This is a genomic window from Glutamicibacter sp. FBE19 (assembly GCF_015524875.1).
Taxonomy (GTDB): domain Bacteria; phylum Actinomycetota; class Actinomycetes; order Actinomycetales; family Micrococcaceae; genus Glutamicibacter; species Glutamicibacter halophytocola.
This window is the reverse complement of record NZ_JACKQN010000011.1, coordinates 114218-139531: the sequence shown is the minus strand read 5'-3', so window position 1 is coordinate 139531 and position 25314 is coordinate 114218. Positions and strand designations below refer to the sequence as shown.

The window sequence follows — 25314 nt, the reverse complement described above, 5'->3', positions numbered from 1 at the left end:
CGCGACCGTCGGGGACTGCGGCGTTTCAGGGCTGCTAGAACAGGTGGCCCAGCAGCGAGGCAAAAAGCTCATCGGGATCGCGGGGCAGTCCCTTGGAAGAGAACCACTCGCAAAGATTGACGCAGTCGCGATGCAAGAAGTCCATTCCCTGCGGGTTGCCGGCCAGATCCACGCACTGTGGAACATCGATGACCACCAGGCGCTCGCCGGAAACCAGGAGGTTGTAGGCCGACAAGTCGCCGTGGGCCACTCCCAGGCCAGCGAACTTTTCCAGGGCCTCGCTGAGCTGCTCCCACAGCGAGGGCAACCGCGGGTCAAAGCGCGTGAGCTGCTGGAGGCGAGGCGCGGCTGCCAACGGATTATCCGGGTCTGCAATGAATTCCATCAGGATTTCAGTGCCGTCAATCTGGACCGGATACGGGACGGGAATGCCCGCCTCGTAGCAGCGCAACAGGTAGGTCCATTCTGCATTGGCCCACTGCAAGGCGGCGATGTCGCGGCCGTACGCGGAGTTGTTGCGGATGGCTCGATTGTCACGGGAGCGACGGGCTGATCGGCCATCGCTGTAGGCCTGCGAGCGGCTGAATTGCAGGCGGTCCCGCGAGCGGTAGCGTTTTGCGGCCAGCAGGCTTGTGCGCCCGCCGATAGCGCGTTCGAGCAGGAAGACATCACCTTCCTTGCCCGTTTTGAGAATGCCCAGTTCGGTGTCCATGGCACCGGCATCCTCGATCAACCACAGGGGATAGGGCTGTGGACCGCGAAAGCCCTTCTCGACAAAGGGCCACGTGGAATAGCGCTGGCCGGCAGGCGGCTCGTCAATGGCCGACTCTTTCCAGACGGGCTTGTGCCTGTGGAATTTGAGTTGCGTGTCGGGATCTGCGGATTCGGGAGTAATCAGCCGCGAGCTGGTGGATGGGTCTCCAGCAGGAAAATGCATTGGGAAAAGTCCTTAGAAAAAGGGAAAAATGACCGGGAACGGCGGTAGGCAATCATCGTTACCCCTCCTTCAATAGACTGGTTGGCGTTTGCCAATGACTAGAACTCTACAACAGCGAATCAATATGTTGCAATGGGGGAATGAACCAGAGCCTGAACTACCAAAAGCAAACCGGGGATTTGCCGTGGGCAGGAGCCGTGAACGCGCGGCATATTTGTGGCGCCTTCTACCGCATGGGGCGCCATGAGTGGCTGAGCGCGGAAGGGTGGCGCCAAATGCAGGGTGATGGCATCACCAAGGTCATTGACCTGCGCAATCCAAGCGAGATTCATCGGCGCGAACACGATCCGGCGGTTCCGGATGCCAGCCTTGCCGGCATTGAACTTGTGAACTTGCCGCTGGAAACACCGGGCAATCAGCGGTTTGAATCGATGGCCGTGCCATATATGAATCACACGGGCCTGTATCAGCTGGTCTGCGAGGAATTCGGCAGCCAGTTGCGTGCAGTATTCGAGGACTTGGCCAACTCGCAAGGCGCAACAGTCATCCATTGCTCGGCAGGCCGTGACCGCTCGGGGCTGATCGCCACGCTGCTGCTGGACCTGGCCGGACTGGAAGATCGCATTCTCGTGCACGACGAGCTTGCGGTGCGGGGCATTAATGAATGGCATCGGGTCTCTGGGCGAAAGCATCCCCACGAGAGCTATCGCACCGAGGAAGAACTGCGGGGGATCATCAGCGAGCGTGCCGAGGCTCTGGAGGATTTTTGCGCCTGGATCGGTTCTGCGCGCACTTATCTGCTGGCCCAAGGCATGGGCGTTGGCGATCTCGAGCGCCTGCGTTCACTGGCAGCACAGCGCTGATTCACGGCAGGCCTTGCCCTCATTGCGCCGTCGGATCTTGGGCTCATGATCCCAAAATCGCCGATTGCGGGTGTCCTTGGTCACGCTCTTCCTGATATGGTTAATATTAATACTGACCGACCGTTCAGGAAGGAATTGTGTCAATGTCGACGAAACAGATCAGCGTAGTGCCCAGCTTTATCGCGGGAAAATGGTGGACTCCGGAATCCGGAGGCGGAACGGAGGTTCGGGACGCCAACACGGGGGAACTGCTTGCCTCGGTTACCAATGACAAATTGGATGTCGCAGCAGCGGTCGCCTATGGACGAGGTACCGGGCAGCAGGAGCTGGCCAAGCTGACATTGCATGAGCGCGCGCTGAAGCTCAAGGAGCTGGCGCTGTATCTGAATGAACGGCGCAAGGATCTTTACGAGATTTCGTTCAAAACCGGGGCCACGAAGATCGATTCCATGGTGGACATCGATGGCGGCATCGGGGTGCTCTTCACCTTTTCCTCCAAGGGCCGCCGCGAATTGCCCAACAGCAACGTCATCCTCGACGGTCCCACGGAACCGCTAAGCAAAGACGGCTCCTTTATCGGCACGCATATCTACACTGCGATGAGTGGTGTGGTGGTACAGGTCAACGCGTTCAACTTCCCTGTTTGGGGCATGCTTGAAAAGTTTGCGCCGGCCTTTATCGCAGGCGTTCCCACCATTGTTAAACCTGCAACTCCCACTGGCTACCTCGCTGAGGCCGCCGTCCGCATGATGCTGGAATCCGGCATCCTTCCCGAAGGCTCCCTGCAGCTGCTTTCGGGTTCGGCCAGGGACATCATGGATCATCTCGACTACCGCGACATGTTCGCCTTCACCGGCTCGGCGGCCACCGCAAGCAAGTTGAAATCCCATCCCAATGTCATCGACGGGGGAGTGCGATTTGCGGCAGAAACCGACTCGCTCAACGCGGCTATTCTTGGGTCTGACGCGCAGGAGGGAAGCCCGGAATTCGAAGCATTTATCAGGGCAGTCGTCACCGAGATGACCTCCAAGGCTGGCCAGAAATGCACCGCCATCCGCCGAAATATTGTTCCCTCCCACCTCGTTGATCCCGTTATCGCAGGCATTGGCAAGCGAATCGACGAGCGAGTTGTTATTGGCGATCCGCGCGTCGATGGCGTGACCATGGGCGCGCTCGCGTCATTGGAGCAGCTGGCTGATGTGCGCTCAGCGGTTCAAGACATGATCGACGCCGGTGGCGAGCTGGCCTATGGGCGCTTGGAAGCCCCGGCGGTGCGCGTGGCTCCGGAGCGAGACGCCGTGGCGGACGCCGGTGCGTTCATGTCGCCGGTGATTCTTCGCTGGGACGACGCCCGCAACCCATTGGTCCACTCCCGAGAAGCCTTTGGGCCGGTCAGCTCCGTCATTGGCTACGAAAATCTTGAGGAAGCGGTTCAACTGGCCGCGATGGGCTCAGGTTCGCTGGTGGCCACAGTGTGCAGCAATGATGCCAATACCGTGCGTTCGCTGGCTCTGGGCATCGCTGCCCACCATGGCCGCGTGCATATCCTGAACCGGGAAACCGCACGCTCAACCACCGGCCATGGCTCACCAGTGCCTCACCTTGTGCATGGCGGCCCGGGCCGTGCCGGCGGCGGGGAAGAGCTCGGCGGAATCCGGTCGGTCAAGCACCATATGCAGCGCACGGCGGTGCAGGGATCGCCGAATATGCTTACTGCCTTGAGCGGGGTGTGGCATGCCGGCGCTGAGCAGAGCCTGGCGGGATGCGAAAAATTTGGTGGCGATGCCAAGAACACCCACCCATTCCGCAAGTCGCTGGCTGAGCTGCGCATAGGAGACGGGTTCGCCTCGGACCTTCGTGTTGTGAGTTTGGAGGACATCAGCGACTTCGCACAGAAGACCGGCGATACGTTCTATGCGCACACCGATGCGAAGGCCGCCGAATTGAATCCGTTCTTCCCGGGCATCGTTGCCCACGGGTACCTCCTGGTCTCTTGGGCTGCTGGACTATTCGTTGAGCCGGCTCCGGGGCCGGTGCTGGCCAACTACGGGTTGGAGTCATTGCGCTTCATTACGCCGGTGGCTGCGGGAGACTCCATCCGCGTGACACTCACGGCCAAGAAGATCACTCCTCGCGTCACCGACGAATACGGCGAAGTCGCCTGGGACGCTGTCTTGCATAACCAGAACGATGAAATTGTTGCGACCTACGATGTCTTGACCTTGGTGGAGAAAGAAAACCTCACCTACGCCAACTTCGGAGTCTAATAACCGATCCGTTCAAGGGTGGATGCCGCGAATGCGGCGTCCACCCTTTTTCGTGCCTCAATGCGAGCACAGGGTCTTTCAAACAGCTGTGTAAGCGTTTCCATTCTAGAGAAGATTTTGAGTGTGGCCGGAAAATTTTATGGCAATTTATCCGTTTGGTTTCGCGGATTTAATGTGTTTACAGAAATTTACTTGTTGGTAAGGCATGAGAAAACGCTTACAGTTATGTCGCAGGTCACACGTTGATGGGGAGCGTGTGGTTGAGCGATCCCGGCGCAGCGGCGTCGATGGATCGCAGCCCATTCATCACATCAAAGGAGCTTTTCTGTGGGACTTTTGCCATCACGTGCCAAATCAACAAAACGCCGGATCGGCGCCGGAAGGGCCAAACCAGTCGCGGCCCTAGGCGCCTCGCTGGCCCTGCTCGCCGCGCCGTTGTTCACCGCGCCAGCCCAGGCCGCCACCCCACCCAACGACGGGAAAGACGTCATCCTCAACCTCTTCCAATGGAACTGGAATTCAGTGGCTCAGGAATGCCAGTCCAGCATCGGCCCGGCAGGTTTCGGCTATGTCCAGGTTTCCCCTCCGGCAGAGCACCTGCGTGGCACGGCATGGTGGACCTCCTACCAGCCGGTGAGCTACAAAGTGGACTCCAAGCTCGGCAACCGCGAGGAATTCTCCGCCATGGTGAATAGCTGCAACGACGCTGGCGTCAAAGTCATCGCTGACGCGGTGGTCAACCACATGGCTGGCGCCGGCCAAGCCGGCACCGGTACCGCTGGCTCGCCCTTCTCCGAGGATCATTTCCCCGAGTACTCGGCCCAGGACTTTAATGATTGCCGCACCAACATCACCAACTACGCTGACCGCTGGCAAGTACAGCATTGCCGCCTGGTAGGCCTCCAGGATCTGAAGACCTCTAGCAGCTACGTCCAGCAGAACATCGCCGACTACCTGGATGATCTCGTTTCGCTCGGCGTCTCCGGCTTCCGCATCGATGCCTCGAAGCACATCCCGGCAACAGACCTGGAAGCCATCAAATCAAAGATGAAGAACTCCGGTGCCTTCTGGGTGCACGAAGTCATCGGCGCCTCGGGAGAGCCGATCCAGGAAAGCGAATATTTGGGCAGCGGCGACTCCCACGAATTCGACTATTCCCGCCAGCTCAAGCACGACTTCGACGCGCAGATCGCCAACTTGCGCTTCATCGGCGATGGCAAGCTCGCTAGCGACCGCGCCGGAGTTTTCGTCACCAATCACGACACCGAGCGCAATGGCGAATCCATGAACTACAAGTGGGGTGCCAAGTACCTGCTGGCCAACGTCTTCATGCTCTCCTGGCCGTATGGGTCGCCCACGGTCTACTCGGGCTTCACCTTCACCGACAAGGAAGCTGGCGCTCCCGGAGCGGGCGATTCCTCGGTGCCAAATGCGAACTGCGATTCTTCGTCCTGGACTTGTGAGCAGCGGCAAGATGAAATCACCGGCATGGTCGGCTTCAACAACGCTGTGGGCGACGCAGCGGTGAGCAAATGGTGGGATGACGGAAGCAACCAGATAGCCTACGGGCGGGGGAACAAGGGCTTTGTAGCTATCAACAACACCGGGGCAGCCACCACCCGCGAATACACCAGCACCCTGGCGGCTGGAACCTACTGCGATGTGGTGGGTGCAGGAGACTGTTCGAAGACCATCACGGTGGGAGCGGACGGTAAATTCACGGCCACCCTGCCTGCCTACGGCGCTGTGGCACTGCATATCGGAGCCCTTGCCGATGGTTCCGGCGGCGGATCGCAAACGCCGGATCCAGTGGAAGACACCGCCGATGTCAGCGTGGCCGTGACCGCAGAGACCACGATGGGACAGAACATCCGCATAGTTGGCAACCAGCCAGAACTAGGCAGCTGGGATCCTGCCAAGGCTGTGCAGCTGTCGCCGGCGAACTACCCCAGCTGGACTGGAACGGCAGATCTTCCTGCCGGGACCCAGTTTGAATACAAGTACATCAAGTACGACCAGGGCGGCCATGCCGTATGGGAATCGGGGAGCAACCGCACCGCCACCGTGCAAGCCGACGGATCCTTGAACCTGGCTGACAGCTGGCGCAACTAGCAACAAAAAAGTGTTCCCGCTCCAAGATGGTGCGGGAACACGTTGTCTTCAGTTATTTTTCGGTTTCAGCGTTCATCTTGTCCAACGTGGCCTGCTTCGCTTTTTGCAAGGCAAGCTCTTCTTCACCCAGCTCCATCTGCACGGGCTCAGACCCTGCCGCAGGCAAAGTACGCCACAGGAAGAAGCCGTACGCTGCGGCCAGGGCAATGAACACGTAGAGGCCAAGCATGCCAAGCATTGGCGAAATCACGAAGTAGATCACCAGATCGGCAATGGCCGCAAGGGCCAGCAGCAGCCAGCCTTCACGCACGCCGCGGGCGATCATGACGAACGAAGCGAAAATAGCGGCGTCAGCGAAGTACATGACCCAGACTTCCGGCGTAGCGGTCAGGAAGCCGGAGTTGAACAGGAAGGGGCCAAAGCGCAGGGCCACAAGCAAGATCAAGCCCGCGATCATGCCGACGGCTGACCAGCCGGTGATGGACGTCGCGGTGACCTCGCGGCTGAACTTGCCGGTGAGCTTGAATTGCGAAAAGCGCCAAAGGCCAAAAATCGGCAGCACCAGCAGAGGGATTGCGTAGATCAGCCCCAAGAGATCAAACTGCAACGCGGAAATCATCGGGCCGACAAAAACCGAGAGGATCAGGGTCCACCAGCCCAAATCATTGCGATGCGCAAGCAGGATTGCGGAGACGAAAACTAGCAGCATGCTAGCGGCAGACAGCAGGATCTGAACGTAGGAACTACCGCTGTCAGCAGTAGCCATGAACAGGGTTTCTAAGATGGAATCCACGGTGCTCTTCACTCGATCGATTGGCAACGACTGGTGCACAAGGCACCCCTTCGATGCTAACGGTGAATCCTGTGAGCCAAAGAATTCTAGAAGGTTGGATGCGCCACAAGACCTGAGCTCATGATGCCAGCAATGCCCGATGAGGCTCCCTGCCGAAAGCAGGGAGCCTCATTCGAGGGATACGATATTGGCCTACTTCACTTCCGTGTGCAAACCGTGGAAGAGCAGCGAGACGGCCTGTTCTTCCAGCGCCGAAGCTTCGAGCGGTCCATCAACGCGGTACCAGTCCACGATCGAATTAATTGTTCCGAACAGGAGGCGGGCGGTGGAACGCGGCTCAAGATCATCTCGAAGCTTGCCGTCGCTTTGCGCGGCCGTGACCAGCTCGGCAAGCTGGCGGTCCATCGCACGGCGGCGTTCCAAAGCCTGGCGTTCGAGCTCGGTATTGCCCCGCAAGCGCAAGAGCAGGGTTACATAGGGGCGCTTTTCGATCAAAATGCGGATCGTCGAGCGCAGGAAAAATTCCAGGCGCTCATCGGCACTGCCCGCGTGCGCGCGCACCTCGGTGTTGACCGCTTCCAGGGGGATGAGTGCCGCGTCCAACGCCAGCCGCAGCAAGTCCTCCTTTGACGGAACATGATGATAAATCGCGGACTTGCTGATGCCCAAGCGGTCGGCAAGCTTGCCCATCGAGGTCGCGTCATAGCCATATTCGTTAAAAGCCTCGACGGCAATTCTCAATACGGCGTCTTGGTCGTACCCGGGGCGCCCGCGTTTCACCGGGCGGCTGGCAGTATCGGTAGTGTCCATGATGAATCGATTATTCCATGTCCCTGCGCGTATTACTGATTGCGCAGGTCATAGATCCTCTTGAGCTTGCCCATGGATCGCTCTAGCGATTCGGGCTCAACAACATCGATGGCGCAGGATGAACCAATATGGATCTTGATGAGTTTCGCCAGTTCCTTCCCGGCATGTTGCGCCTGCTCGGCTGACGCATCCGTGCGGCGCTCCACCTTCACCGCCAACTGGTCCATCCGGCCTGGGCGTGAGAGGACAAGCTGGAAATGCGGGGAGAGGCCTGGAACCTTGAGGATCAGCTCTTCGATCTGGCTCGGGAAGAGGTTGACCCCGCGAAGAATAATCATGTCATCGCTGCGTCCGGTGATACGTCCCATGCGGCGGTGGCCAGGTCGGGCACTGCCTGGCATGAGGCGAGTCAGGTCATGGGTGCGGTAGCGAATAATTGGCAGAGCCTGCTTGGTCAACGAGGTGAATACCAGCTCGCCATGTTCGCCGTCGCCCAGAACCTTGCTGGAGTCGAAGGCATCAATGATTTCTGGACGGAAGTGGTCTTCCCAGATGTGGCTGCCGTCTTTGCGCTCATTTGATTCGCCGGCCACGCCGGGCCCCATCACTTCGGAGAGCCCATAGATGTCGCAGGCATCGATGTTGAACATCTCTTCGAGCTCATGGCGCATCTCCTCGGTCCATGGCTCTGCGCCGAGGACTGCGACCTTCAGCGAGGTGCTGCGCGGGTCAAGGCCCATGCGCTGCATGGCATCGCCGATAGTCAGCAGGTAGGTGGGAGTGCAAAGGATCGCGTCCGGGGCAAAATCCTGGATCAGCGAAATCTGCTTATCGGTTTGACCGCCAGACATCGGGATGACCGTGGCACCCAGGCGTTCGGCAGCGGCGTGGGCGCCTAGACCGCCAGTGAACAGGCCGTAGCCATAGGCGTTGTGGACCTTCCAGCCAGGCTTGACTCCCGAAAGCCGAAGGCATCGCGCACCGAGCTTCGCCCAGTCCGCCAGGTCCTGCTGGGTGTAGCCGACAACGGTCGGTTTTCCAGTGGTTCCGGAGGAGGCGTGGATTCTGGAGACCTCGTGCTGGGGCACGGCAAACATGCCAAAGGGGTAGGTCTTGCGCAGGTCCTCTTTGTCCGTGAATGGGAAGAGCGCAAGGTCGCCAAGCTCCTTGAGATCCTCCGGATGGACCCCGGCAGCGTCGTATTTTTCCTTGTAGTGCGGAACATTCGCATAGGCGTGGTGCAGCGTTTCCTTGAGCCGCTCAAGCTGGATGGCTTCGATCTGGTCGCGGCTCATGGTCTCTTCGGGATCGAGAGGATTCGGAAGTGCATCGCGGCTGGGTGTCTGAGACATGCTGAAACTTTCGTGAGAAGTGAATGGGGGAGCGGCCTTTAGCTGGGCTTCGGGACGGTGCGGGAACGTCCACGGAATTCGGCAACCACTTCCAAGGCGCCGTCACTTGATTCTTGGGTCACCGTAATGTCATAGACCCCGCTACGCCCTTGTTGCGAGACCAATTTGCCGGTGGCGGTGAGTGTTCGTCCCGGAATTGCAGGCCGCAGGAAGTTGATATCTGCTCCGGAGGCTACGGTGATGCTCTGATCGGAGCCTTCTGCTGGATTGCAGCTCAGTGCGAAGGCCGTGTCGGCCAAGGCGAAGATCATTCCGCCGTGCCCGATGCCGAATCCGTTGAGCATTTCAGGGCGCAGTTCCATGCTGATGACAGCGTGCCCTTCGCGAACTTCGATGACGTTGATGCCCATCCATTGGGTCGCATAGTCATTGCGGAGTATGGCGTGGGGTACCGGTTCTTCTACCTGTGTGTTGGTCATCATTGTCCTTCGCCCATTTATTTACCGAACGATCATTAGGTAATAACATAATGTGAGCTAAGTCAAGTTTTCGGGCATCAAGTGGCGAACTATTGCGGAGTGCAGATGCCGGGATTAAGGGTCGAAGAGCTTTCGATGCAATTCGAGGATGAAGGGTTCCTTGATGCGGTTGTAATCCATGACCAGCGCATCCTCTCCCTGCTCGGCCAGCAACTGCGCCGCTGCCTGTCGCTTGATCTGCGCATAAGCCTGGCGGTCAGCAGCATCCAGTTTCAGGTGCTCGCGGAACAGCATCATGCGCAAATACTCAGGGCTGCCTGCGGGGAAAACATGGACGTTGGCGTCCATGCGCCCACTGGCGGCAGGCGGCTTGAACATGCGGTGCGCGTACCAACCGGGTTCGCGATGCCAAAACACCAAGCCTGCTTGCTGCAGCGCTGGAGCGTAGCTCGATTCATCGTTGGCATCGGGGACCAGCAATGCGATATCAATGATGGGCTTGGCGGGAAGCCCCGGGACCGAAGTGGAACCGGTGTGCTCAATGGCCAGCGCTTGAGGCCCCAGGGCCATGCTGATTTGCTCGCAGAGTTCCTGGAAGTGATGTGGCCAGCTCGGCGAAGGTTCCTCGATGCGAATATTTCCCCGGGTCAGCTGCCCGTCGACGGGCTCATATTCCGGATCTTCCTTGGGCTGGCTGGACAGCAGCGGCAAATAGGGCAAGGTGCACAAGTATCGCGCAACACCGGGCCAGCGCGGATCTCCTGCCGAATTGGAGATCACGCAGCCCAGGGCGCGGTAAAAATCGATGGCGTCATCATCCGTGGTGGCCCACAGATTCTTGCCATGCAGGGCGCGAAGTTCTTCGAGCAGCGCTCGTCCCAAACCGCGATGCTGGAATTCAGGGAGAACGGCAAGATATTCCAGGCACAGCGAATACTGATCACTGTGCCGATACGCTGCCAGCGCTGCAACGTCGCCCTCCTTGGTGAAGTGAGCGAGTACCAGGAGGTTCTCGCATTCATCCAGGAGGTCTTGCAGGCCTTGTTCTCCGACAGGATCGGCGGCCAGCACCAGCAACCGGCGCACCGACGAATCGCCGCGGTAGTCCTTGATGTCGATATGGCGCATGGCCGCCCTTCCCGGTCAGTGGCAGAAATCAGATGAGCTTCGTGCAGCCCAGGGCGTCCAAGGCAAAGGCATAATCCCAAGCCCGCGACTTCCAGGATTCATAGCGGCCCGAGGCGCCACCGTGGCCACCGTCCATCTCGGTTTTGAGCACGATCGGAGCATTTCCGGTGCCCAGATCCCTGAGCTTGGCAACCCACTTGGCCGGCTCGACGTACAGCACGCGGGTGTCGTTGAGCGAAGTCACCGCCGCGATCTTGGGATAGGCCTGGGCGGTGACATTCTCGTAAGGCGAGTATGACTTCATGTAGTCATAGACTTCCTTGCTTTCGATGGGATTGCCCCATTCTTCCCATTCCAACGCGGAGAGCGGAAGATCGGGGTCCAAGATCGAGGTCAGCGCATCCACAAATGGAACCTGGGCAATGACCGCCGTGTACAGCTGCGGAGCCATATTCGCGATGGCGCCCATCAACAGCCCGCCGGCAGAACCGCCCAGGGCAACGATGCGCTTCGGATCCGCCAGGCCCGAATCGACCAGGTGCCGGGTGGAATCGATGAAATCGGTGAACGTGTTCTTCTTATGCAGCTTCTTTCCCTTCAGGTACCAGTCGCGGCCCAGTTCGCCACCGCCGCGCACATGCGCAATGACGAATACGACGCCGCGATCCAGCACGCTCAGGCGCGGGATGCCGAAGCCCGGATCCATGGACGCTTCGTAGGAACCGTAGCCGTAGATCAGCACCGGCTGGGGCACGGAGGTATCCAGGTCCGAACGGCGCATGATGGTCAGCGGAATCCTGGTTCCGTCCGCTGCCGTGGCCCATTCGCGAGTGGAGAGGTACTTGGAGGCGTCGTAGCCATTGACCGGAGTCTGCTTGCGCAGCACCAGCAACTGGTCTTGAAGCCACAGGTCGTAGACGCGCGCCGGCGTGAAATCGGATGTGTAGCTGATGCGGATCAGCGGGGCATCGAGTTCGGCGAAGGTTGGAGAGGCGGTGAACAGCTCATCTTCAAACTGCGGTTCGAGCGCGGGGGCCTGTTCTACAGTGCCCAAGCCTTCTAGCGGGATCAGCTGGACTCGTTCGCAGGTATCGCGGCGCACAGAAAGAATCACGTGCGAGCCGGTCAAGGCGGTGCCTTCGATCTTCGTCGTATTTTCATGAGCCACCACGGTCTGCCACTGCTCTGGCTTGGCATCCTGGCCCAGCTGGTCCAAGGCCGCCAACGAGACCATGTTGTTTGGCGCCTGGTAGTCATGGGTAATCAAGGCCTGCCCGGTGCCTGGCATCAAGTCGATTCCGTGCAGCACCCGCAGGCCGCGGGGAACCAGCAAGGCCACCTCCGCCTGATCACGGGTCAGATCCAGCATGCTGGTTTCCGAGTACTCGGAGTTGCCGCTGGAAATCATCAGGGTCTTGCGATCGGGGCTCAGATCGAATCCGAGCCACATTCCGGGATCATTTTCCTCAAAGACCAGCTGGTCCTGCGCAGCATCGGTGCCAAGGCGGTGGGCAAGAATCCGGTTCGGACGCCAGGTCTCGTCAACGACGGTGTAGAACACAGTGGAGGAGTCGGGGGAGAAAGCCAGGCCGTAGAACACGCCGTCAATGACATCTGGCAATAACTGCCCGGTGCGCAAGTCCTTGATGTACAGGGTGAAGCGCTCGTCGCCGGCATTATCTACGCAGTAGGCCAGCAGGTTGCCTTCTTCGTTCAATGCCATGCCGCCGAGCGAGAAGAACGGCTTGCCCTCGGCAAGCGCATTGCCATCCAGCAAGACTTCTTCGTCGGGCAGCGGCTGCTTGGGATCGATCACCGGCGGGGTCCAATCGGCGACCGGGTCCGAGGAATCCGCGGCTTTGACCCGGCACTGCACGGTGTAGGGCTTTCCTTCGGCGGAACGCGTGAAATACCACCATCCGCGCCGGCGGACCGGGACCGACAAATCGGTCTCCACGGTGCGGGATTTGATCTCGTTGAAGAGGTCATCGCGCAGTGGCTGCTGGTCGGCCGTGACTGCATCGGTGTAGTCGTTTTCGGCTTTCAGGTGCTCGATGACCTCGGAGCTGGACTTCTCGCGAAGCCACTCGTAGTTGTCGATGAAATCATCGCCATGGAAGCTGCGGGTGGTCGGACGCTGCGCGGCGTGCGGGGGATTGGCGGTCAACGATGGATCAGTCATATCCCTATTCAATCCCACTGCGGGGACTGATGGGCGCAAGCTATGCTCAGCGCGGACAGAACCGCCAAGTCCAATGCGAAAAACCCGTGGTGCCAACGGGCCAAGGGTTCCGGCTAGACTTTATTGCGCTTAGGCTTGCTGGAATAGGAACCTATCGGCAGCTTGGGCCACTCGCCCTTCAGCACGAGAAAGCGATCATCAGTGGAAAAGATTCAAAGAGTTGCCCGCACCGGGCGCCTGAGGCGTTGGGTTGCGGCCGCGGCCATCGGCCTGATGGCCTTGGTCGTCGGCGCACCGTCGGCCATGGCCCAAGGCAGCGAGAGCGTCGAAGGCCAGACCTACGTAATTGGTACAGATACCACCTTCGCCCCCTTCGAATTCCGCAAGGATGGGGAACTGACCGGTATCGACATGGATATCCTGCAGGCAATTGCCGAAGACCAGGGATTCAAGGTTGAAGTCCGTTCCCTCGGCTTCAGCGCCGCCCTGGCTGCTTTGTCGGCCAACCAGGTGGATGGCGTGATCGCTGGCATGTCGATCACCGACGAGCGCAAGGAAATCTACGATTTCTCCGAGCCTTACTTCGAGTCCGGCGTTCAGATGGCCGTGTCCAAGAACGATGAGGACATCAAGGGCTATGACGACCTGGACGGGAAGACGGTTGTAGCCAAGACCGGCTCCGAAGGCGAGTCCTACGCCAAGTCCATTTCCAAGGAATATGGATTCAAGGTCAAGTCGCTGGACCAGTCGGCAACAATGTACGAGTCGGTGAAGTCCGGTTCGGCTGTTGCGGTGTTTGATGACTATCCCGTGCTGGCCTACGGCATTGCCCAGGGCAATGGCCTGAAGACCGTCACCGACAAGGTGCCCGGCGGCTCCTACGGCTTCGCCGTGAACAAGGGCGAAAATACTGCCCTGCTGGCCGCGTTTAATGACGGCCTGGCCGAATTGAAGGCAAATGGCGAGTACCAGAAGATTCTCGACGAGTATCTTGCTGATCCCAGCGCCGCGGTACCAAGCAACTTCTTCGACCTGGTAGCCAAGTCCCTCCCTGCGCTGATGACCGGCCTGTGGCACACCTTGCTGGTGACGGCGATTTCCTTCGCAATTGCCATGGTGCTTGGCCTGGTCTTCGGCTTCCTGAAGATCTCGCACAACATTGTCTTGCGCGGCATTGCCACGACGTTCGTGAATATTTTCCGTGGCACCCCGCTGCTGCTCTGGGCGTTCATGTTCTACTTCGGCCTGCCGCAGCTGACCGGTTGGGAAATTTCGGTGTGGACCGCCGGTATCTTGACACTGTCGCTCAACGCCGGCGCATACGTTGCGGAAATCGTTCGCGGTGGCATCCAGTCGGTGGATCCGGGACAGCTTGAAGCGTCGCGCTCCCTGGGCCTGGGCTATGGCAAGTCCATGCAGAAGGTCGTGGTTCCCCAGGCTTTCAAGATGATGACCCCATCATTGATCAACCAGCTGATCATCAGCCTGAAGGACTCCTCGTTGCTGTTGGCCATCGGCTTTGGCGAATTGCTCTACCAAGGCCAGCAGATTTACGCAGCGAACTTCCGCGTGACCGAAACCCTGCTCATCGTAGGTGTCATTTACTTCATTGCCATCATGGCCCTGACCAAGTTGGCTAACTACGCCGATCGGAGGTTCAACAAGTGAGCGCGGAAACTGTAAAGAGCTCCCAGGTGAAGATCGAGGTCAAGGACCTGCATAAATCCTTTGGCTCCAATAATGTCCTGAAGGGCATTGACATCGACATCCGCGAGGGCGAAGTAGTATGCGTGATCGGTCCATCGGGTTCGGGCAAGTCCACGCTGTTGCGTTGCCTGAACAAGCTGGAGGATATTACCTCGGGCAAGGTCGTCGTTGACGGCTTTGACGTCACCGATCCCAAGGTGGACATCAATGAAGTCCGCCGCCATGTGGGCATGGTGTTCCAGCACTTTAATCTCTTCCCGCATATGTCGGTTGCCGAGAACATCATGCTCGCGCCAGTTGAGCTGAAGAAGATGAACAAGGCGCAGGGCCGTGAACGCGCGCTGGAGCTGCTGGAGCGAGTCGGGCTCAAGGACAAGGCCGATGCTCGTCCGTCGTCCCTGTCCGGCGGCCAGAAGCAGCGCGTTGCCATTGCCCGTGCCTTGGCCATGGCTCCTGGAATCATGCTCTTTGACGAGGCAACCAGCGCGCTTGACCCCGAAATGGTAGGCGAGGTGCTGCAGGTGATCAAGGAACTGGCAGAATCCGGCATGACCATGGTCTTGGTGACCCACGAAATGGGCTTTGCCCGCGAAGTGGGCGACCGGGTGATCTTCATGGCTGACGGCGTGGTCTGCGAGCAGGGCGAACCTGAACAGCTCTTCGGCAACCCGCAGCAAGAGCGCACCCGCGACTTCCTGTCGAAGGTCCTCTAGGCCTTCGAGCCAAGGCTAGTTCCTGAGCCGTGCTGCCCGTTCCAGCTTTTGCTGGCCTCGGGCGGCACGGCTTTTTGCGTGATCAAGCTTACTGACGTTTAACGTCAAGGTGCTTGAAGCTTCAACTTGTGCCACATAGTGTGGAGTAGGAAATCAAGCAGGAAAATCCCTGAACGGACGTCCTTACCTAGGAGCTAGATAATGACCACACTGGAAAACAATCCCCGCTTGCTTGCTTCCGCGCAGCTCGTGCTGCGCCTGGCAATCGGTTTTCTCTTCGCAGCCCATGGGTGGCAGAAGTTTTCGCAATTCACCATTGAGGGCACCACTGCCAGCTTCACCCAGATGGGGGTTCCCGCAGCCAGCCTCGTGGCCCCGGTCGTAGCAACCCTGGAGCTTGTTGGCGGCGTGGCGCTCATCCTGGGCCTGGCCACTCGAATCGTCGGCGTTCTCTTGGCCTTGGATATGGTCGGTGCCATCGCCATGGTTCATGCCCAAAGCGGCGTGTTCGTGGCCAATGGCGGCTTTGAGCTGGTTCTCGCCCTTGGCGCCGGTGCCGCGGCCCTTGCGTTAATGGGACCGGGAAGCTGGGCCCTGGACCGCTTGTTTGTTGGCCGAAAGGCCGCTCGGCGCGGGTTGATCAACGCCTAGCCGGCAGCATTTGCGGCAAACCCCAAGGAATAGTCCTTGGGGTTTTGCTGTATCTGCAGATCTCGTGTTGACGTGACGGAGCGCACTCTGACATACTGAACGAACGGTCAGTATGTAATTTGTAATCGATGAGGTGAACCCATGGCTTCGACCACACCGCAGGAACCGGGACTAAGCGCCGTTCCGAGCTACGAAGAAGAGCAGTCGCAAGCGCGCTTTGATGCCTTGATTAATCAGGACTCGCGTGTTGAGCCACGCGACTGGATGCCTGAGCCCTACCGCAAGACCCTGACTCGTCAGGTCTCCCAGCACGCTCACTCGGAAATCATCGGCATGCAGCCTGAAGCCAACTGGATCAGCCGCGCCCCATCGTTGAAGCGCAAGTCCATTCTGATGGCCAAGGTGCAGGACGAGGCGGGTCATGGCCTCTACCTGTACTCCGCGGCGGAAACCCTGGGAACCAGCCGCGACGAGCTCAACGACCAACTGCTGACTGGTCGGGCAAAGTACTCCTCGATTTTTAATTACCCCGCCCGTTCATGGGCCGATATGGGCGCCATCGGCTGGCTGGTCGACGGAGCTGCTATCGCTAACCAGGTCCCGCTGTGCCGGGCATCCTACGGACCATACGGCCGTGCCATGGTGCGCATCTGCAAGGAAGAATCCTTCCACCAGCGCCAAGGCTTTGAAATCCTGCTTGCGCTTTCGAGGGGAACTGCAGCACAGAAGAAAATGGCACAAGATGCCATCAACCGTTTTTACGAGCCGTCGCTGATGATGTTCGGCCCGCCTGATGACCAGTCGCCAAACTCCCAGCAGTCGATGGCATGGAAGATCAAGAGATTCTCCAACGACGAACTGCGCCAGCGCTTTGTCGGGATGATCGCCGAACAGGTCAAGGTATTGGGCATGACCCTGCCTGACCCGGAGCTGCGCTTTGACGAAGAAAAGAAGCAGTGGATCCACAAGGATTTGAACTGGGATGAATTCATGGAAGTGATCAAGGGCAACGGCCCGGTCAACTCCCAGCGCCTGGAACGCCGCCGCGAAGCGCACCGAGAGGGCGCATGGGTCCGAGAAGCCGCATCGGCATATGCCGCAAAACAAGCACAGAGCGAGGTCGCCTAATATGAGCCAGCAGAACAATTGGCCCCTGTGGGAAGTATTTGTCCGTTCTTCCCGAGGCCTCTCGCACGTGCACGCCGGGTCCCTGCACGCACCCGATGCCCAAATGGCCGTGCGCAATGCCCGCGACCTCTACACCCGCCGCAACGAGGGCGTTTCCCTCTGGGTTGTGAAGTCCACCGACATCATCAGCTCTGATCCCGACGAGAAGGATTCCTTCTTTGAATCTCCCCAGGGCAAAGACTACCGGCATGCCACGTACTACAAGGCCAGCGAAGGGGTGAAGCACCTGTGAAGCACGACGAATTGGATGCTGCGCTGGACAGCTTCGGCGACGCGCTGGCCTCGGCCACCCGAGTCACCCCCGGCAACGCGCTTCGCCCAGAAGACATCGCCGTGGACGGCATCGCACCTGGCGAGGACGTCGCGCAATATGCGCTCACGCTCGGTGATGACGCGCTGATCCTGGCCCAGCGCCTGGCAAACTGGATTTCGCGCGCCCCCGAGCTGGAAGAGGACGTTGCCCTGGGCAACATTGCCTTGGACGTCCTCGGGCATGCCCGGTCCTTCTTGACCTATGCGGGATTGGCATGGGACAAGACCGAAGATGATTTGGCCTATTGGCGCGAGGAGGAGGAATTCACCTCGCTGTGGATCGTTGAACAGCCCAACGGGCATTTCGGTGTCACCATTGTCCGGCAGCTGATCGTCTCGATTTTCCAGCACCTGCTCTACCAGAAGCTGGCCACCTCCCAAGACGAAACCTTGGCAGCCATCGCCGCCAAGGCGGTCAAGGAAGTGGATTACCACCGTGACCACGCCATCCAGTGGACCATTCGCCTGGGGCAGGGAACCAAGGAATCAGCCGAGAAAATGCGCCACGCCCTGGAAATCCTCTGGCCCTATGTTGATGAGATGTTCCGCGACGAAGCAGTCCATCAGAATCTGGAATCAATCGCCGTACTTCCTTCAACCTTGCGCGAAGCTTGGCAGGAAGAGATCTCCGCAGTACTAGCCGAAGCAGGTTTGGAGATTCCGGCCACCGGACAAGCCATGGCCCATGGCCGCCGGGGCGAGCACTCCGAACACCTTGGCTATCTGCTAGCTGAAATGCAAGTACTGGCCCGCAAGCATCCCGGCGCCAGCTGGTAACCACACATTAAGCCCGTTAGGGGGAGCAGTCTTGAGCAAACTGATCGCTGACGCCAAAGAGTTGTTCGCCATCGCAGCGAAGGTCAATGACCCGGAAATTCCCGTGCTGTCCATTGCCGACCTCGGGATTCTGCGCGAGGTGAATCTCGACGACGATGGCGCGGTGCAGATTGTCATCACGCCAACGTACTCCGGATGCCCGGCGATGGACGTCATCAGCGAAGATCTGTACCAGGCATTCAAGCAAGCCGGCTATGGGAAGGTCGATATCAAGCTGGTGCTGGCGCCAGCCTGGTCTACCGACTGGATGACCGATGAAGGCAAGAAAAAGCTCGAGGAGTACGGCATCGCCCCGCCTACCGGACGAGGCCATGCCGGTCGCATCACGCTGGGAATGAGCGTGAAATGCCCCCGCTGCCACTCGCTGAATACCCGTGAACTGGCGCGTTTCGCCTCCACTTCCTGCAAAGCGCTCTACACCTGCAAAGACTGCTTGGAACCTTTCGACTACTTCAAGGTGCTCTCATGACCGAACCACAAACTTCCACCCGCCGCAGGGCTTCGTTCCATCGGCTCACCGTCTCCAACGTGCGTCGGCTGACCAAGGATTCCATCGAGGTCACCTTCGCCATTCCCGAGGCGCTCAGCGAAGAATACGATTATGTAGCAGGCCAGTACGTGGCCCTGCGCAAGGAACTGCCCAACACAGAGGGCGAGCTCGTCGAGCTGCGCCGTTCCTATTCGATCTGTGCGGCCCCGACCGGCGATGAGATCAAGGTTGCCATTAAGCGGGACCTGGGCGGATTATTCTCCACATGGGCCAATGAAGAACTGGCCGCCGGCGATCAAATCGACGTGATGAGCCCGGCCGGCGCCTTCATTTCCAAGCACAAGCTCACCGAAATCAACGATCCGTCGAAGATCAATACGACCAGCCAAGATCGTTTTGTCGCGGTTGCAGCTGGCTCGGGGATCACCCCGGTCCTGGCCATTGCCCGCACGATTCTTGAAGCCAACGACCATAGCCGCTTTGACTTGATCTATGCCAACAAAGCCGCCATGGACGTCATGTTCCTCGAAGAGCTGGCGGACCTCAAGGACCGCTATCCAGCACGATTGGCCCTGCACCATGTGCTGAGCCGGGAACAGCGGATTTCACCACTGCTCTCGGGGCGAATTGACGCGCAGAAGCTGACAGCGCTGCTGACCAATGTTGTCCAGGCCCCAACGGTCGATGAATGGTTCCTCTGCGGCCCCTTCGAACTGGTCCAGCTGGTCCGGGACCAGCTCACCGCCCTTGAGGTCCCCGCCGACAGGGTCCGCTTCGAGCTGTTCAGCACGGGCGAACCGAATAAGCCGCAAGGCCACATCGGGCGTCCGGTGATCGTGGACGAAAACGAGGAAAGCTATGAGATCAGCTTCAACCTCGACGGCCTCAAGGGCGAGGTCAAATCCCCGGCCCGTGCCAACGAAACGGTCCTGAACGCCGCATTGCGGGTCCGCCCGGATGTGCCATTCGCTTGTGCCGGCGGAGTCTGCGGCACTTGTCGAGCCAAGGTGACCTGCGGTTCGGTGACGATGGCGGAAAACTATGCACTGGAACCAGAAGAAGTTGAAGCAGGCTACGTGCTGACCTGCCAGTCGCACCCGACCAGCGACAAGCTGACCGTCGATTTCGACGCATAGGAAAACAGGGAGCAACCATGATCGAACTGACGATTGCCGATTCGGTAGCGCGCGTTGTGCTCAATGCGCCGCAGAAGATGAACTCCTTGGATGAGCAAGCCTTGGCCGAGCTGTCGCAGGCTTATGACACTGCGGCTGCTGGCGTCGCCGATGGCACGGTCCGTGCGTTGGTGCTGACCGGCCAGGGAAGGGGATTCTGTGCGGGACGTGATATCTCCAAGGTGGATCCGGCCGATGATGATGTCATCGGCTACCTCGAAGGCAAGGTGCAGCCTTTGCTGGAAAAGATGTCCAATTTCCCGGCACCAACCTTCGCCCTGGTCCAGGGAGCGTGCCTGGGAGTTGGGCTGGGCCTGGCGATCGCTACCGACGTGGTCTATGTTGCGGAGAACGCCAAGATCGGTTCCCCCTTTGCCAATCTTGGCGCGACACTGGATTCCGGAGGGCATTGGTTGTTCACTGAACGCCTCGGGGCCCACCGCACCTTGGACATGATCTACACGGCCGAATTGATTTCGGGGGCCGAGGCCGTGCGCTCGGGATTGTTCTCCCGCGCGTTTCCTGCCGAAGAATTGGCGAGCCGCAGCGAGGCCTTGATTGAAAGAGTTGCCCAAGGCGCCACCCAAGCATTTGTCGCGTCCAAGCAATTAGTGCAAGAAGTCCGGGACCAGCGAGCAGGGCTCTGGGCTTCAATGAGCAATGAAAATCGTGCCCAGGCCGCTTTGTGCGATACGCCTGATTATGCCGAAGGATTCAAATCCTTCCAGGAGAAACGGCCGCCGGTATTCTTCGGCAAGGAGTAATGCCTGGCGGGCTTATTCCTGCTTGAAACAAGAAGCTGCTCCCTGGCCGCTGGTTCTCTTCGAACCGGTGGCTCCAGGGAGCAGCTTCTTGTCTTCTGTGCGCTTTGGCCCGATGGCCGGGTCCCAGGCCTTAGCGGGTGTCGGTGTCCTCGAAGATCAGATGGGTCTGGGTATCGAGCACCGTGGGCAACGCCTGCAGTTCCTCGAAAACCACACGGCGCAAATCCAGATTGTCCTTGGCGCGCACCAGAAGAATCACATCAAAGTTTCCTCCGACCAGGCCAATGTGCTGAACTTCGGGAATGGATGCAAGATGATCTCGCAGTTCCCTCCATGAATGCTGGCGAAGTTTCAGGGTGACATAGGCGCTGGCCTTGAGCCCTGCCTTGACCGGGTCAATGACTGCTGTATAACGCGTGATCACGCCGGCTTCTTGCAGCTTGGCGATGCGTGAATAGGCATGGGCGCGCGACACATGGACCTTCTGGGCAACCGTTGTTACCGACTGGCGTCCGTCCTTGGTCAGTTCCGCCAGAATGGCACGGTCAACCTCATCAAGTTTCAGCTCCGCTTCCGCGGCCATGACTCTCCTTTTCAATGTGTCTGACATCTCCACGCCAAACACATTTTATTGAAACATTTCGTCTACAAGTATACGTATCTGAATCGCAACTTTCCACGATTCTTGGCTTGAGTGGATACAGAATGCAATCGCTACGCATAATTGATTGCAAATGATGTTTAGGTGAACTGAGTCACAAGGGCGTGCGCCCATGGACTGAGCCCAAAGTACGGAAGGCGGGAGAACATGAGCGCAGAAGCTACCTCGGATCGCATGTCTGAAGTCAGCAAGAAGTTCGGCATTAGCCCTGAAGATTACATGCTGCCAGCACGGCACATGATCAACCTCTTGAACCCGGATGGATCGCTTCGCCCGGAGAGCGAGCAAGGCACCGAACCGGGGCACGAGTATCCACTGCCAAGTCCTGCGCGGCTCATGGAAGCCTACGCTGCGCTGGTTACCGGCCGCCGAGTCAATGACCAGAACTCCGCGCTGGTTCGCCAGGGACGCATGGCCGTGTACCCATCAAGCCATGGCCAGGAGGCCTGCCAGATCGCCGCTGCGCTCTGCCTGGAAGAAAACGACTGGCTCTTCCCGACCTATCGCGACACCGTAGCCGTGCTAACCAAGGGCGTAGCCCCGATGGAAGTCATGACCAGCTTCCGCGGCGAATGGCACTGCGGCTATGACCCCAAGGCCTACAAATGCGCTCCGATGTCCACGCCGCTGACCACCCAGCTGCTGCATGCAGTTGGCGTTGCCCACGCGGCCAAGCTGCGCGGTGAAAACACCGTGGTGGTCGCCATGTGCGGCGACGGCGCCACCAGCGAAGGCGATTTCCACGAAGCGCTCAACTTCGCTGCAGTATTCAATCTGCCGGTGATCTTCTTCGTGCAGAACAACAAGTACGCCATCTCCGTTCCGCTTTCGCACCAGAGCGCCGCCCCGTCGCTGGCTCACAAGGCAGTGGGCTATGGCATGGCCGGCGAGCGCGTGGATGGAAATGACCTGATGGCCTTGATGGCCATCATGACCCGTGCGGTGCGCATGGCCCGCGAAGGCAATGGGCCGCTGCTGATTGAAGCCCATACCTACCGCATGCAGGCGCACACCAACGCCGATGATGACAAGCGCTACCGCGAGGACTCCGAGGTGCAGGCCTGGATCGCAAAGGACCCCGTCACGCGAATGAAGGCGTATCTCGACGACGCCGGGCTGCTGACCGATCAGGTGGTTGCCAAGATCGCCGAGGATGCCGAAGCCGTGGCCAAGACCCTGCGCGATGGCATGAACCAGGACGCCAACACGGATCCGCGCGAACTCTTTGAACATGTTTATTCCACCAAGAGCACCCAGCTCGCCGAGCAGCAGGCACTGCTTGCTGACGAACTAGACCGCGAGGAGGCCTAAGATGACCGCCACGACATCGCGCGTCAACCCCAACGTGAGTGCCGCTACCGCACGTGCTGCTGCCAAAGCCGCCAGCGAAAACCAGCCGGTGACCTTCGGCAAGGCCCTGAACACCGCGCTCGCCGACGGGCTTGTTGCTGATGAATCCGTCGTTATTTTTGGCGAGGACGTGGGAACCCTCGGTGGCGTCTTCCGCATCACCGATGGCCTGACCGCCCGCTTCGGAGCCGAGCGCTGTTTTGACACCCCGTTGGCTGAATCAGGCATCGTCGGCATGGCGGTTGGCATGGCCATCAACGGCATGCGCCCAGTCATCGAAATGCAGTTTGATGCTTTTGCCTATCCAGCCTTCGAGCAGGTCGCTTCGCATGTGGCCAAGATGCGCAACCGCACCCAGGGCAAGCTGTCGCTGCCGATGGTGATTCGCATTCCCTACGCCGGCGGCGTAGGCGGCGTCGAGCACCACTGCGATTCCTCGGAAGGCTACTACGCCCACACGCCTGGCCTGAAAGTATTCACGCCCTCTTGCGTGGAAGACGCCTACCTGATGCTGCGTGAAGCCATTGACTCGGATGATCCGGTGGTCTTCTTCGAGCCAAAGAAGCTGTACTGGTCCAAGGAGCAGGTGGACCTAGAACAGCTGGCTCAAGAGTACGAGGCAAAAAAGAGCGCACCGACTGAAGGCCGCGCACGAATCGCTCGCGCCGGCAGCGACGCCACGTTGATCACCTACGGGCCGAGCGTCTCAACCGCATTGGAGGCGGCCAAGATGGCCGCCGAAGAAGGCATCAACCTGGAAGTGATCGACGTGCGCAGCATCGTTCCCTTTGATGACGAGACGGTGTGCGCTTCGGTGCGCAAAACCGGTCGGGCCATCGTGGTGGCCGAAGCCCAGGGATTTGCTTCGGTAGCCAGCGAAATCGTTGCCCGTGTGCAGGAGCGTTGTTTCCATTCACTGGCAGCGCCGGTATTGCGGGTGACCGGCTTTGATATTCCATATCCAGCGCCAACCCTGGAAAAGTTCCATCTGCCCAGCGCCGAACGCATCCTCGATGCCGTCGATCAACTTCAGTGGGAGGCATAAATGACTGTCAAGACCTTCTTATTGCCAGACCTTGGCGAAGGACTGACCGAGGCGGAACTCGTGCGCTGGATGGTTGCCGCCGGCGATATTGTCGCGGTGGATCAGCCGATTGCGGAAGTGGAAACGGCTAAGTCCCTCGTGGAGATCCCGTGTCCCTACGAAGGCGTCGTCTCGACCTTGCATGGTGAAGCGGGCCAGATGATGCTGGTGGACGAGCCGTTCATCTCCGTGAATACCGGTGGGGAAGAGGCAGCTGCTGCGCCAGAGTCCAACGGCGAGCGCGCGCAGTCCTACCGGGAAGAAGAGCTGGCCGGAACCCAGGTGCCGGCGGGCCATGCCGCACAGGATTCTGAAGAGGACGAGGGCAGCGGCAATGTCCTGATTGGCTACGGCACCGGTTCGGCCCAGCGCAAGACCAGCCGCCGGCGCAAGCCGCGGGTCATGGGTGCTGGAGATTCGGTCGCAGTCCAGGAAGCGCGAGAAGCGGTTCGCGTGATCAATCCGCTGGTGCGCAAGCTGGCGCGCGAGAATTCACTTGATATCTCCTCGGTGAAGGGCAGCGGCCCGCAGGGGCTGATCCTGCGCTCCGATGTTGAAGCCGCACTAGCTCGTCCAGTTCAAGAACCGTCTGCCAGCGCTTCGTTGGCCCTTGGCTCGCCGCAAGCCTCGACGGCGACGGCAGCAAAAACCGGGCAGGCGGCTGCCGTTGGGGACAAGGATTCGCGCACGGGCTTGCCTGTGGCTTCCTCCGAGCTGCTCGCTGGTGTTCGAAAGACCATTGCGAACGCCATGAGCACTTCTCGTCGAGAGATCCCAGAGGCCACCGTGTGGGTCGATGTGGATGTCACGAAGTTGTTGAAGCTGCGCTCCAAGATCAAGGAAGCCGAGGGCCAAGCACCGAGTGTCATGGCGTTGATTTCGCGCTTTGCCGTGGCTGGGCTGCACCGCTTCCCTGAACTCAATAGCCGCATCGAGGTCGAATCTGACGGCTCCCTGCGCCATACCCTCTTCGAGGGAGTCAATCTTGGCTTTGCTGCGCAGACCGAGCGCGGCCTGGTGGTGCCGAATGTGCGAGGGGCCCATAAGCTCAATGCCCAGGAGCTTTCGGCCGAGTTCGCGCGCCTGGCATCGGTGGCCCGAGATGGCAAAGCGGGTGTGGCTGACCTTTCGGGCAGTACCTTCACGATCAATAACTATGGTGTCTTCAACGTCGACGGTTCGGCCGCGATCATCAATTATCCTGAGGCCGCCATTCTTGGCCTGGGGCGCATCATCGACAAACCATGGGTTGTCAACGGGCGGCTCAAGGTCCGTTCCATCTGCGAATTGACGCTGAGCTTTGATCATCGGGTCTGTGACGGCGGCACTGCTGCAGGGTTCCTGCGCTACGTTGCCGATGCGATGACCGACCCGAAGCGGGCCCTGGCGACGTTGTAGCCGCTACGGCATGGAGCTGCTTGCCGTAGCGGTGCTAATGATGCCCGTCGAACCCTTGAGG

23 protein-coding genes are annotated in these 25314 nt (G+C 59.4%); 15 read left to right on the top strand and 8 right to left on the bottom strand.

Annotated features, from left to right (window positions below; translation table 11 throughout):
- Positions 1-34 precede the first annotated feature (34 nt).
- Complete coding sequence (locus tag H6F58_RS15870; RefSeq protein ID WP_146275832.1) at positions 35-937, bottom strand: RIO1 family regulatory kinase/ATPase; 903 nt, start codon at positions 935-937, stop codon at positions 35-37.
- A gap of 140 nt (positions 938-1077) precedes the next feature.
- Between H6F58_RS15870 and H6F58_RS15865 the strand changes: the two genes are divergently transcribed.
- The 3 genes from H6F58_RS15865 to H6F58_RS15855 all read left to right on the top strand — a co-directional run bounded on the left by H6F58_RS15865 (position 1078) and on the right by H6F58_RS15855 (position 6179).
- Positions 1078-1800, top strand: coding sequence for a tyrosine-protein phosphatase (locus H6F58_RS15865; protein ID WP_195182135.1), 723 nt, complete (start codon positions 1078-1080; stop codon positions 1798-1800).
- Between the two features lie 143 nt (positions 1801-1943).
- Positions 1944-4067: a phenylacetic acid degradation bifunctional protein PaaZ gene (gene paaZ, locus H6F58_RS15860; protein WP_195182134.1), complete on the top strand. Its 2124-nt coding sequence runs from the start codon at positions 1944-1946 to the stop codon at positions 4065-4067.
- A 327-nt stretch (positions 4068-4394) separates the two neighbouring features.
- On the top strand, positions 4395-6179 hold the full coding sequence (locus tag H6F58_RS15855; RefSeq protein ID WP_257745366.1) for a carbohydrate-binding module family 20 domain-containing protein: 1785 nt from the start codon (positions 4395-4397) through the stop codon (positions 6177-6179).
- Positions 6180-6231: 52 nt separating this feature from the next.
- Here H6F58_RS15855 and H6F58_RS15850 read toward each other — a convergent pair whose 3' ends face one another.
- The 6 genes from H6F58_RS15850 to H6F58_RS15825 all read right to left on the bottom strand — a co-directional run bounded on the left by H6F58_RS15850 (position 6232) and on the right by H6F58_RS15825 (position 12923).
- Entirely contained in the window at positions 6232-6972 is a 741-nt protein-coding gene (locus tag H6F58_RS15850) for a nicotinamide mononucleotide transporter (RefSeq protein WP_146275827.1), read from the bottom strand.
- 192 nt (positions 6973-7164) lie between these two features.
- Positions 7165-7782 carry a TetR/AcrR family transcriptional regulator gene (locus H6F58_RS15845; protein ID WP_060702317.1) on the bottom strand — a complete coding sequence of 206 codons (618 nt, stop codon included), beginning with the start codon at positions 7780-7782 and terminating at the stop codon, positions 7165-7167.
- A 32-nt stretch (positions 7783-7814) separates the two neighbouring features.
- Entirely contained in the window at positions 7815-9134 is a 1320-nt protein-coding gene (locus tag H6F58_RS15840) for an AMP-binding protein (RefSeq protein WP_195182133.1), read from the bottom strand.
- Between the two features lie 38 nt (positions 9135-9172).
- Positions 9173-9613 carry a hotdog fold thioesterase gene (locus tag H6F58_RS15835; RefSeq protein WP_060703449.1) on the bottom strand — a complete coding sequence of 147 codons (441 nt, stop codon included), beginning with the start codon at positions 9611-9613 and terminating at the stop codon, positions 9173-9175.
- A gap of 114 nt (positions 9614-9727) precedes the next feature.
- Entirely contained in the window at positions 9728-10741 is a 1014-nt protein-coding gene (locus tag H6F58_RS15830; RefSeq protein ID WP_195182132.1) for a GNAT family N-acetyltransferase, read from the bottom strand.
- A 28-nt stretch (positions 10742-10769) separates the two neighbouring features.
- The gene (locus H6F58_RS15825) at positions 10770-12923 is read right to left on the bottom strand and encodes a S9 family peptidase (protein WP_195182131.1); all 2154 of its coding nucleotides are present in this window, start codon (positions 12921-12923) and stop codon (positions 10770-10772) included.
- 273 nt (positions 12924-13196) lie between these two features.
- Here H6F58_RS15825 and H6F58_RS15820 point away from each other — a divergent pair, with 273 nt between their 5' ends.
- The 9 genes from H6F58_RS15820 to H6F58_RS15780 all read left to right on the top strand — a co-directional run bounded on the left by H6F58_RS15820 (position 13197) and on the right by H6F58_RS15780 (position 20760).
- Complete coding sequence (locus tag H6F58_RS15820) at positions 13197-14591, top strand: amino acid ABC transporter substrate-binding protein/permease (RefSeq protein ID WP_060703448.1); 1395 nt, start codon at positions 13197-13199, stop codon at positions 14589-14591.
- Positions 14588-15343: an amino acid ABC transporter ATP-binding protein gene (locus H6F58_RS15815; protein WP_060702313.1), complete on the top strand. Its 756-nt coding sequence runs from the start codon at positions 14588-14590 to the stop codon at positions 15341-15343. The genes H6F58_RS15820 and H6F58_RS15815 overlap by 4 nt, the downstream gene beginning before the upstream one ends.
- A gap of 201 nt (positions 15344-15544) precedes the next feature.
- Positions 15545-15994: a DoxX family protein gene (locus tag H6F58_RS15810; RefSeq protein ID WP_060702312.1), complete on the top strand. Its 450-nt coding sequence runs from the start codon at positions 15545-15547 to the stop codon at positions 15992-15994.
- 141 nt (positions 15995-16135) lie between these two features.
- Positions 16136-17122 (top strand): 1,2-phenylacetyl-CoA epoxidase subunit PaaA, encoded by a 987-nt coding sequence (gene paaA, locus H6F58_RS15805; protein ID WP_146275819.1) that lies wholly within the window; start codon positions 16136-16138, stop codon positions 17120-17122.
- A complete protein-coding gene (gene paaB / locus H6F58_RS15800) occupies positions 17088-17414 on the top strand; it encodes a 1,2-phenylacetyl-CoA epoxidase subunit PaaB (RefSeq protein ID WP_084793248.1) in 327 nt (108 codons plus the stop codon). Before paaA ends, paaB begins: the two co-directional genes overlap by 35 nt.
- Positions 17411-18271 carry a 1,2-phenylacetyl-CoA epoxidase subunit PaaC gene (gene paaC / locus H6F58_RS15795; RefSeq protein WP_146275817.1) on the top strand — a complete coding sequence of 287 codons (861 nt, stop codon included), beginning with the start codon at positions 17411-17413 and terminating at the stop codon, positions 18269-18271. The genes paaB and paaC overlap by 4 nt, the downstream gene beginning before the upstream one ends.
- 31 nt (positions 18272-18302) lie before the next feature.
- The gene (paaD, locus tag H6F58_RS15790; RefSeq protein ID WP_171919897.1) at positions 18303-18800 is read left to right on the top strand and encodes a 1,2-phenylacetyl-CoA epoxidase subunit PaaD; all 498 of its coding nucleotides are present in this window, start codon (positions 18303-18305) and stop codon (positions 18798-18800) included.
- On the top strand, positions 18797-19957 hold the full coding sequence (gene paaE, locus H6F58_RS15785) for a 1,2-phenylacetyl-CoA epoxidase subunit PaaE (protein WP_146275812.1): 1161 nt from the start codon (positions 18797-18799) through the stop codon (positions 19955-19957). The genes paaD and paaE overlap by 4 nt, the downstream gene beginning before the upstream one ends.
- A gap of 17 nt (positions 19958-19974) precedes the next feature.
- Positions 19975-20760 (top strand): enoyl-CoA hydratase/isomerase family protein, encoded by a 786-nt coding sequence (locus H6F58_RS15780; protein ID WP_195182130.1) that lies wholly within the window; start codon positions 19975-19977, stop codon positions 20758-20760.
- Between the two features lie 130 nt (positions 20761-20890).
- Here H6F58_RS15780 and H6F58_RS15775 read toward each other — a convergent pair whose 3' ends face one another.
- Complete coding sequence (locus H6F58_RS15775; protein ID WP_146275808.1) at positions 20891-21343, bottom strand: Lrp/AsnC family transcriptional regulator; 453 nt, start codon at positions 21341-21343, stop codon at positions 20891-20893.
- Between the two features lie 225 nt (positions 21344-21568).
- Here H6F58_RS15775 and pdhA point away from each other — a divergent pair, with 225 nt between their 5' ends.
- Genes pdhA through H6F58_RS15760 form a run of 3 tightly spaced genes read left to right on the top strand, consistent with a single transcriptional unit; the run spans position 21569 to position 25253 of the window.
- On the top strand, positions 21569-22732 hold the full coding sequence (pdhA, locus tag H6F58_RS15770; protein WP_195182129.1) for a pyruvate dehydrogenase (acetyl-transferring) E1 component subunit alpha: 1164 nt from the start codon (positions 21569-21571) through the stop codon (positions 22730-22732).
- A 1-nt stretch (position 22733) separates the two neighbouring features.
- Positions 22734-23816 (top strand): alpha-ketoacid dehydrogenase subunit beta, encoded by a 1083-nt coding sequence (locus H6F58_RS15765; protein WP_195182128.1) that lies wholly within the window; start codon positions 22734-22736, stop codon positions 23814-23816.
- Entirely contained in the window at positions 23817-25253 is a 1437-nt protein-coding gene (locus H6F58_RS15760; protein ID WP_195182127.1) for a dihydrolipoamide acetyltransferase family protein, read from the top strand.
- The last annotated feature ends 61 nt before the right edge of the window (positions 25254-25314 follow it).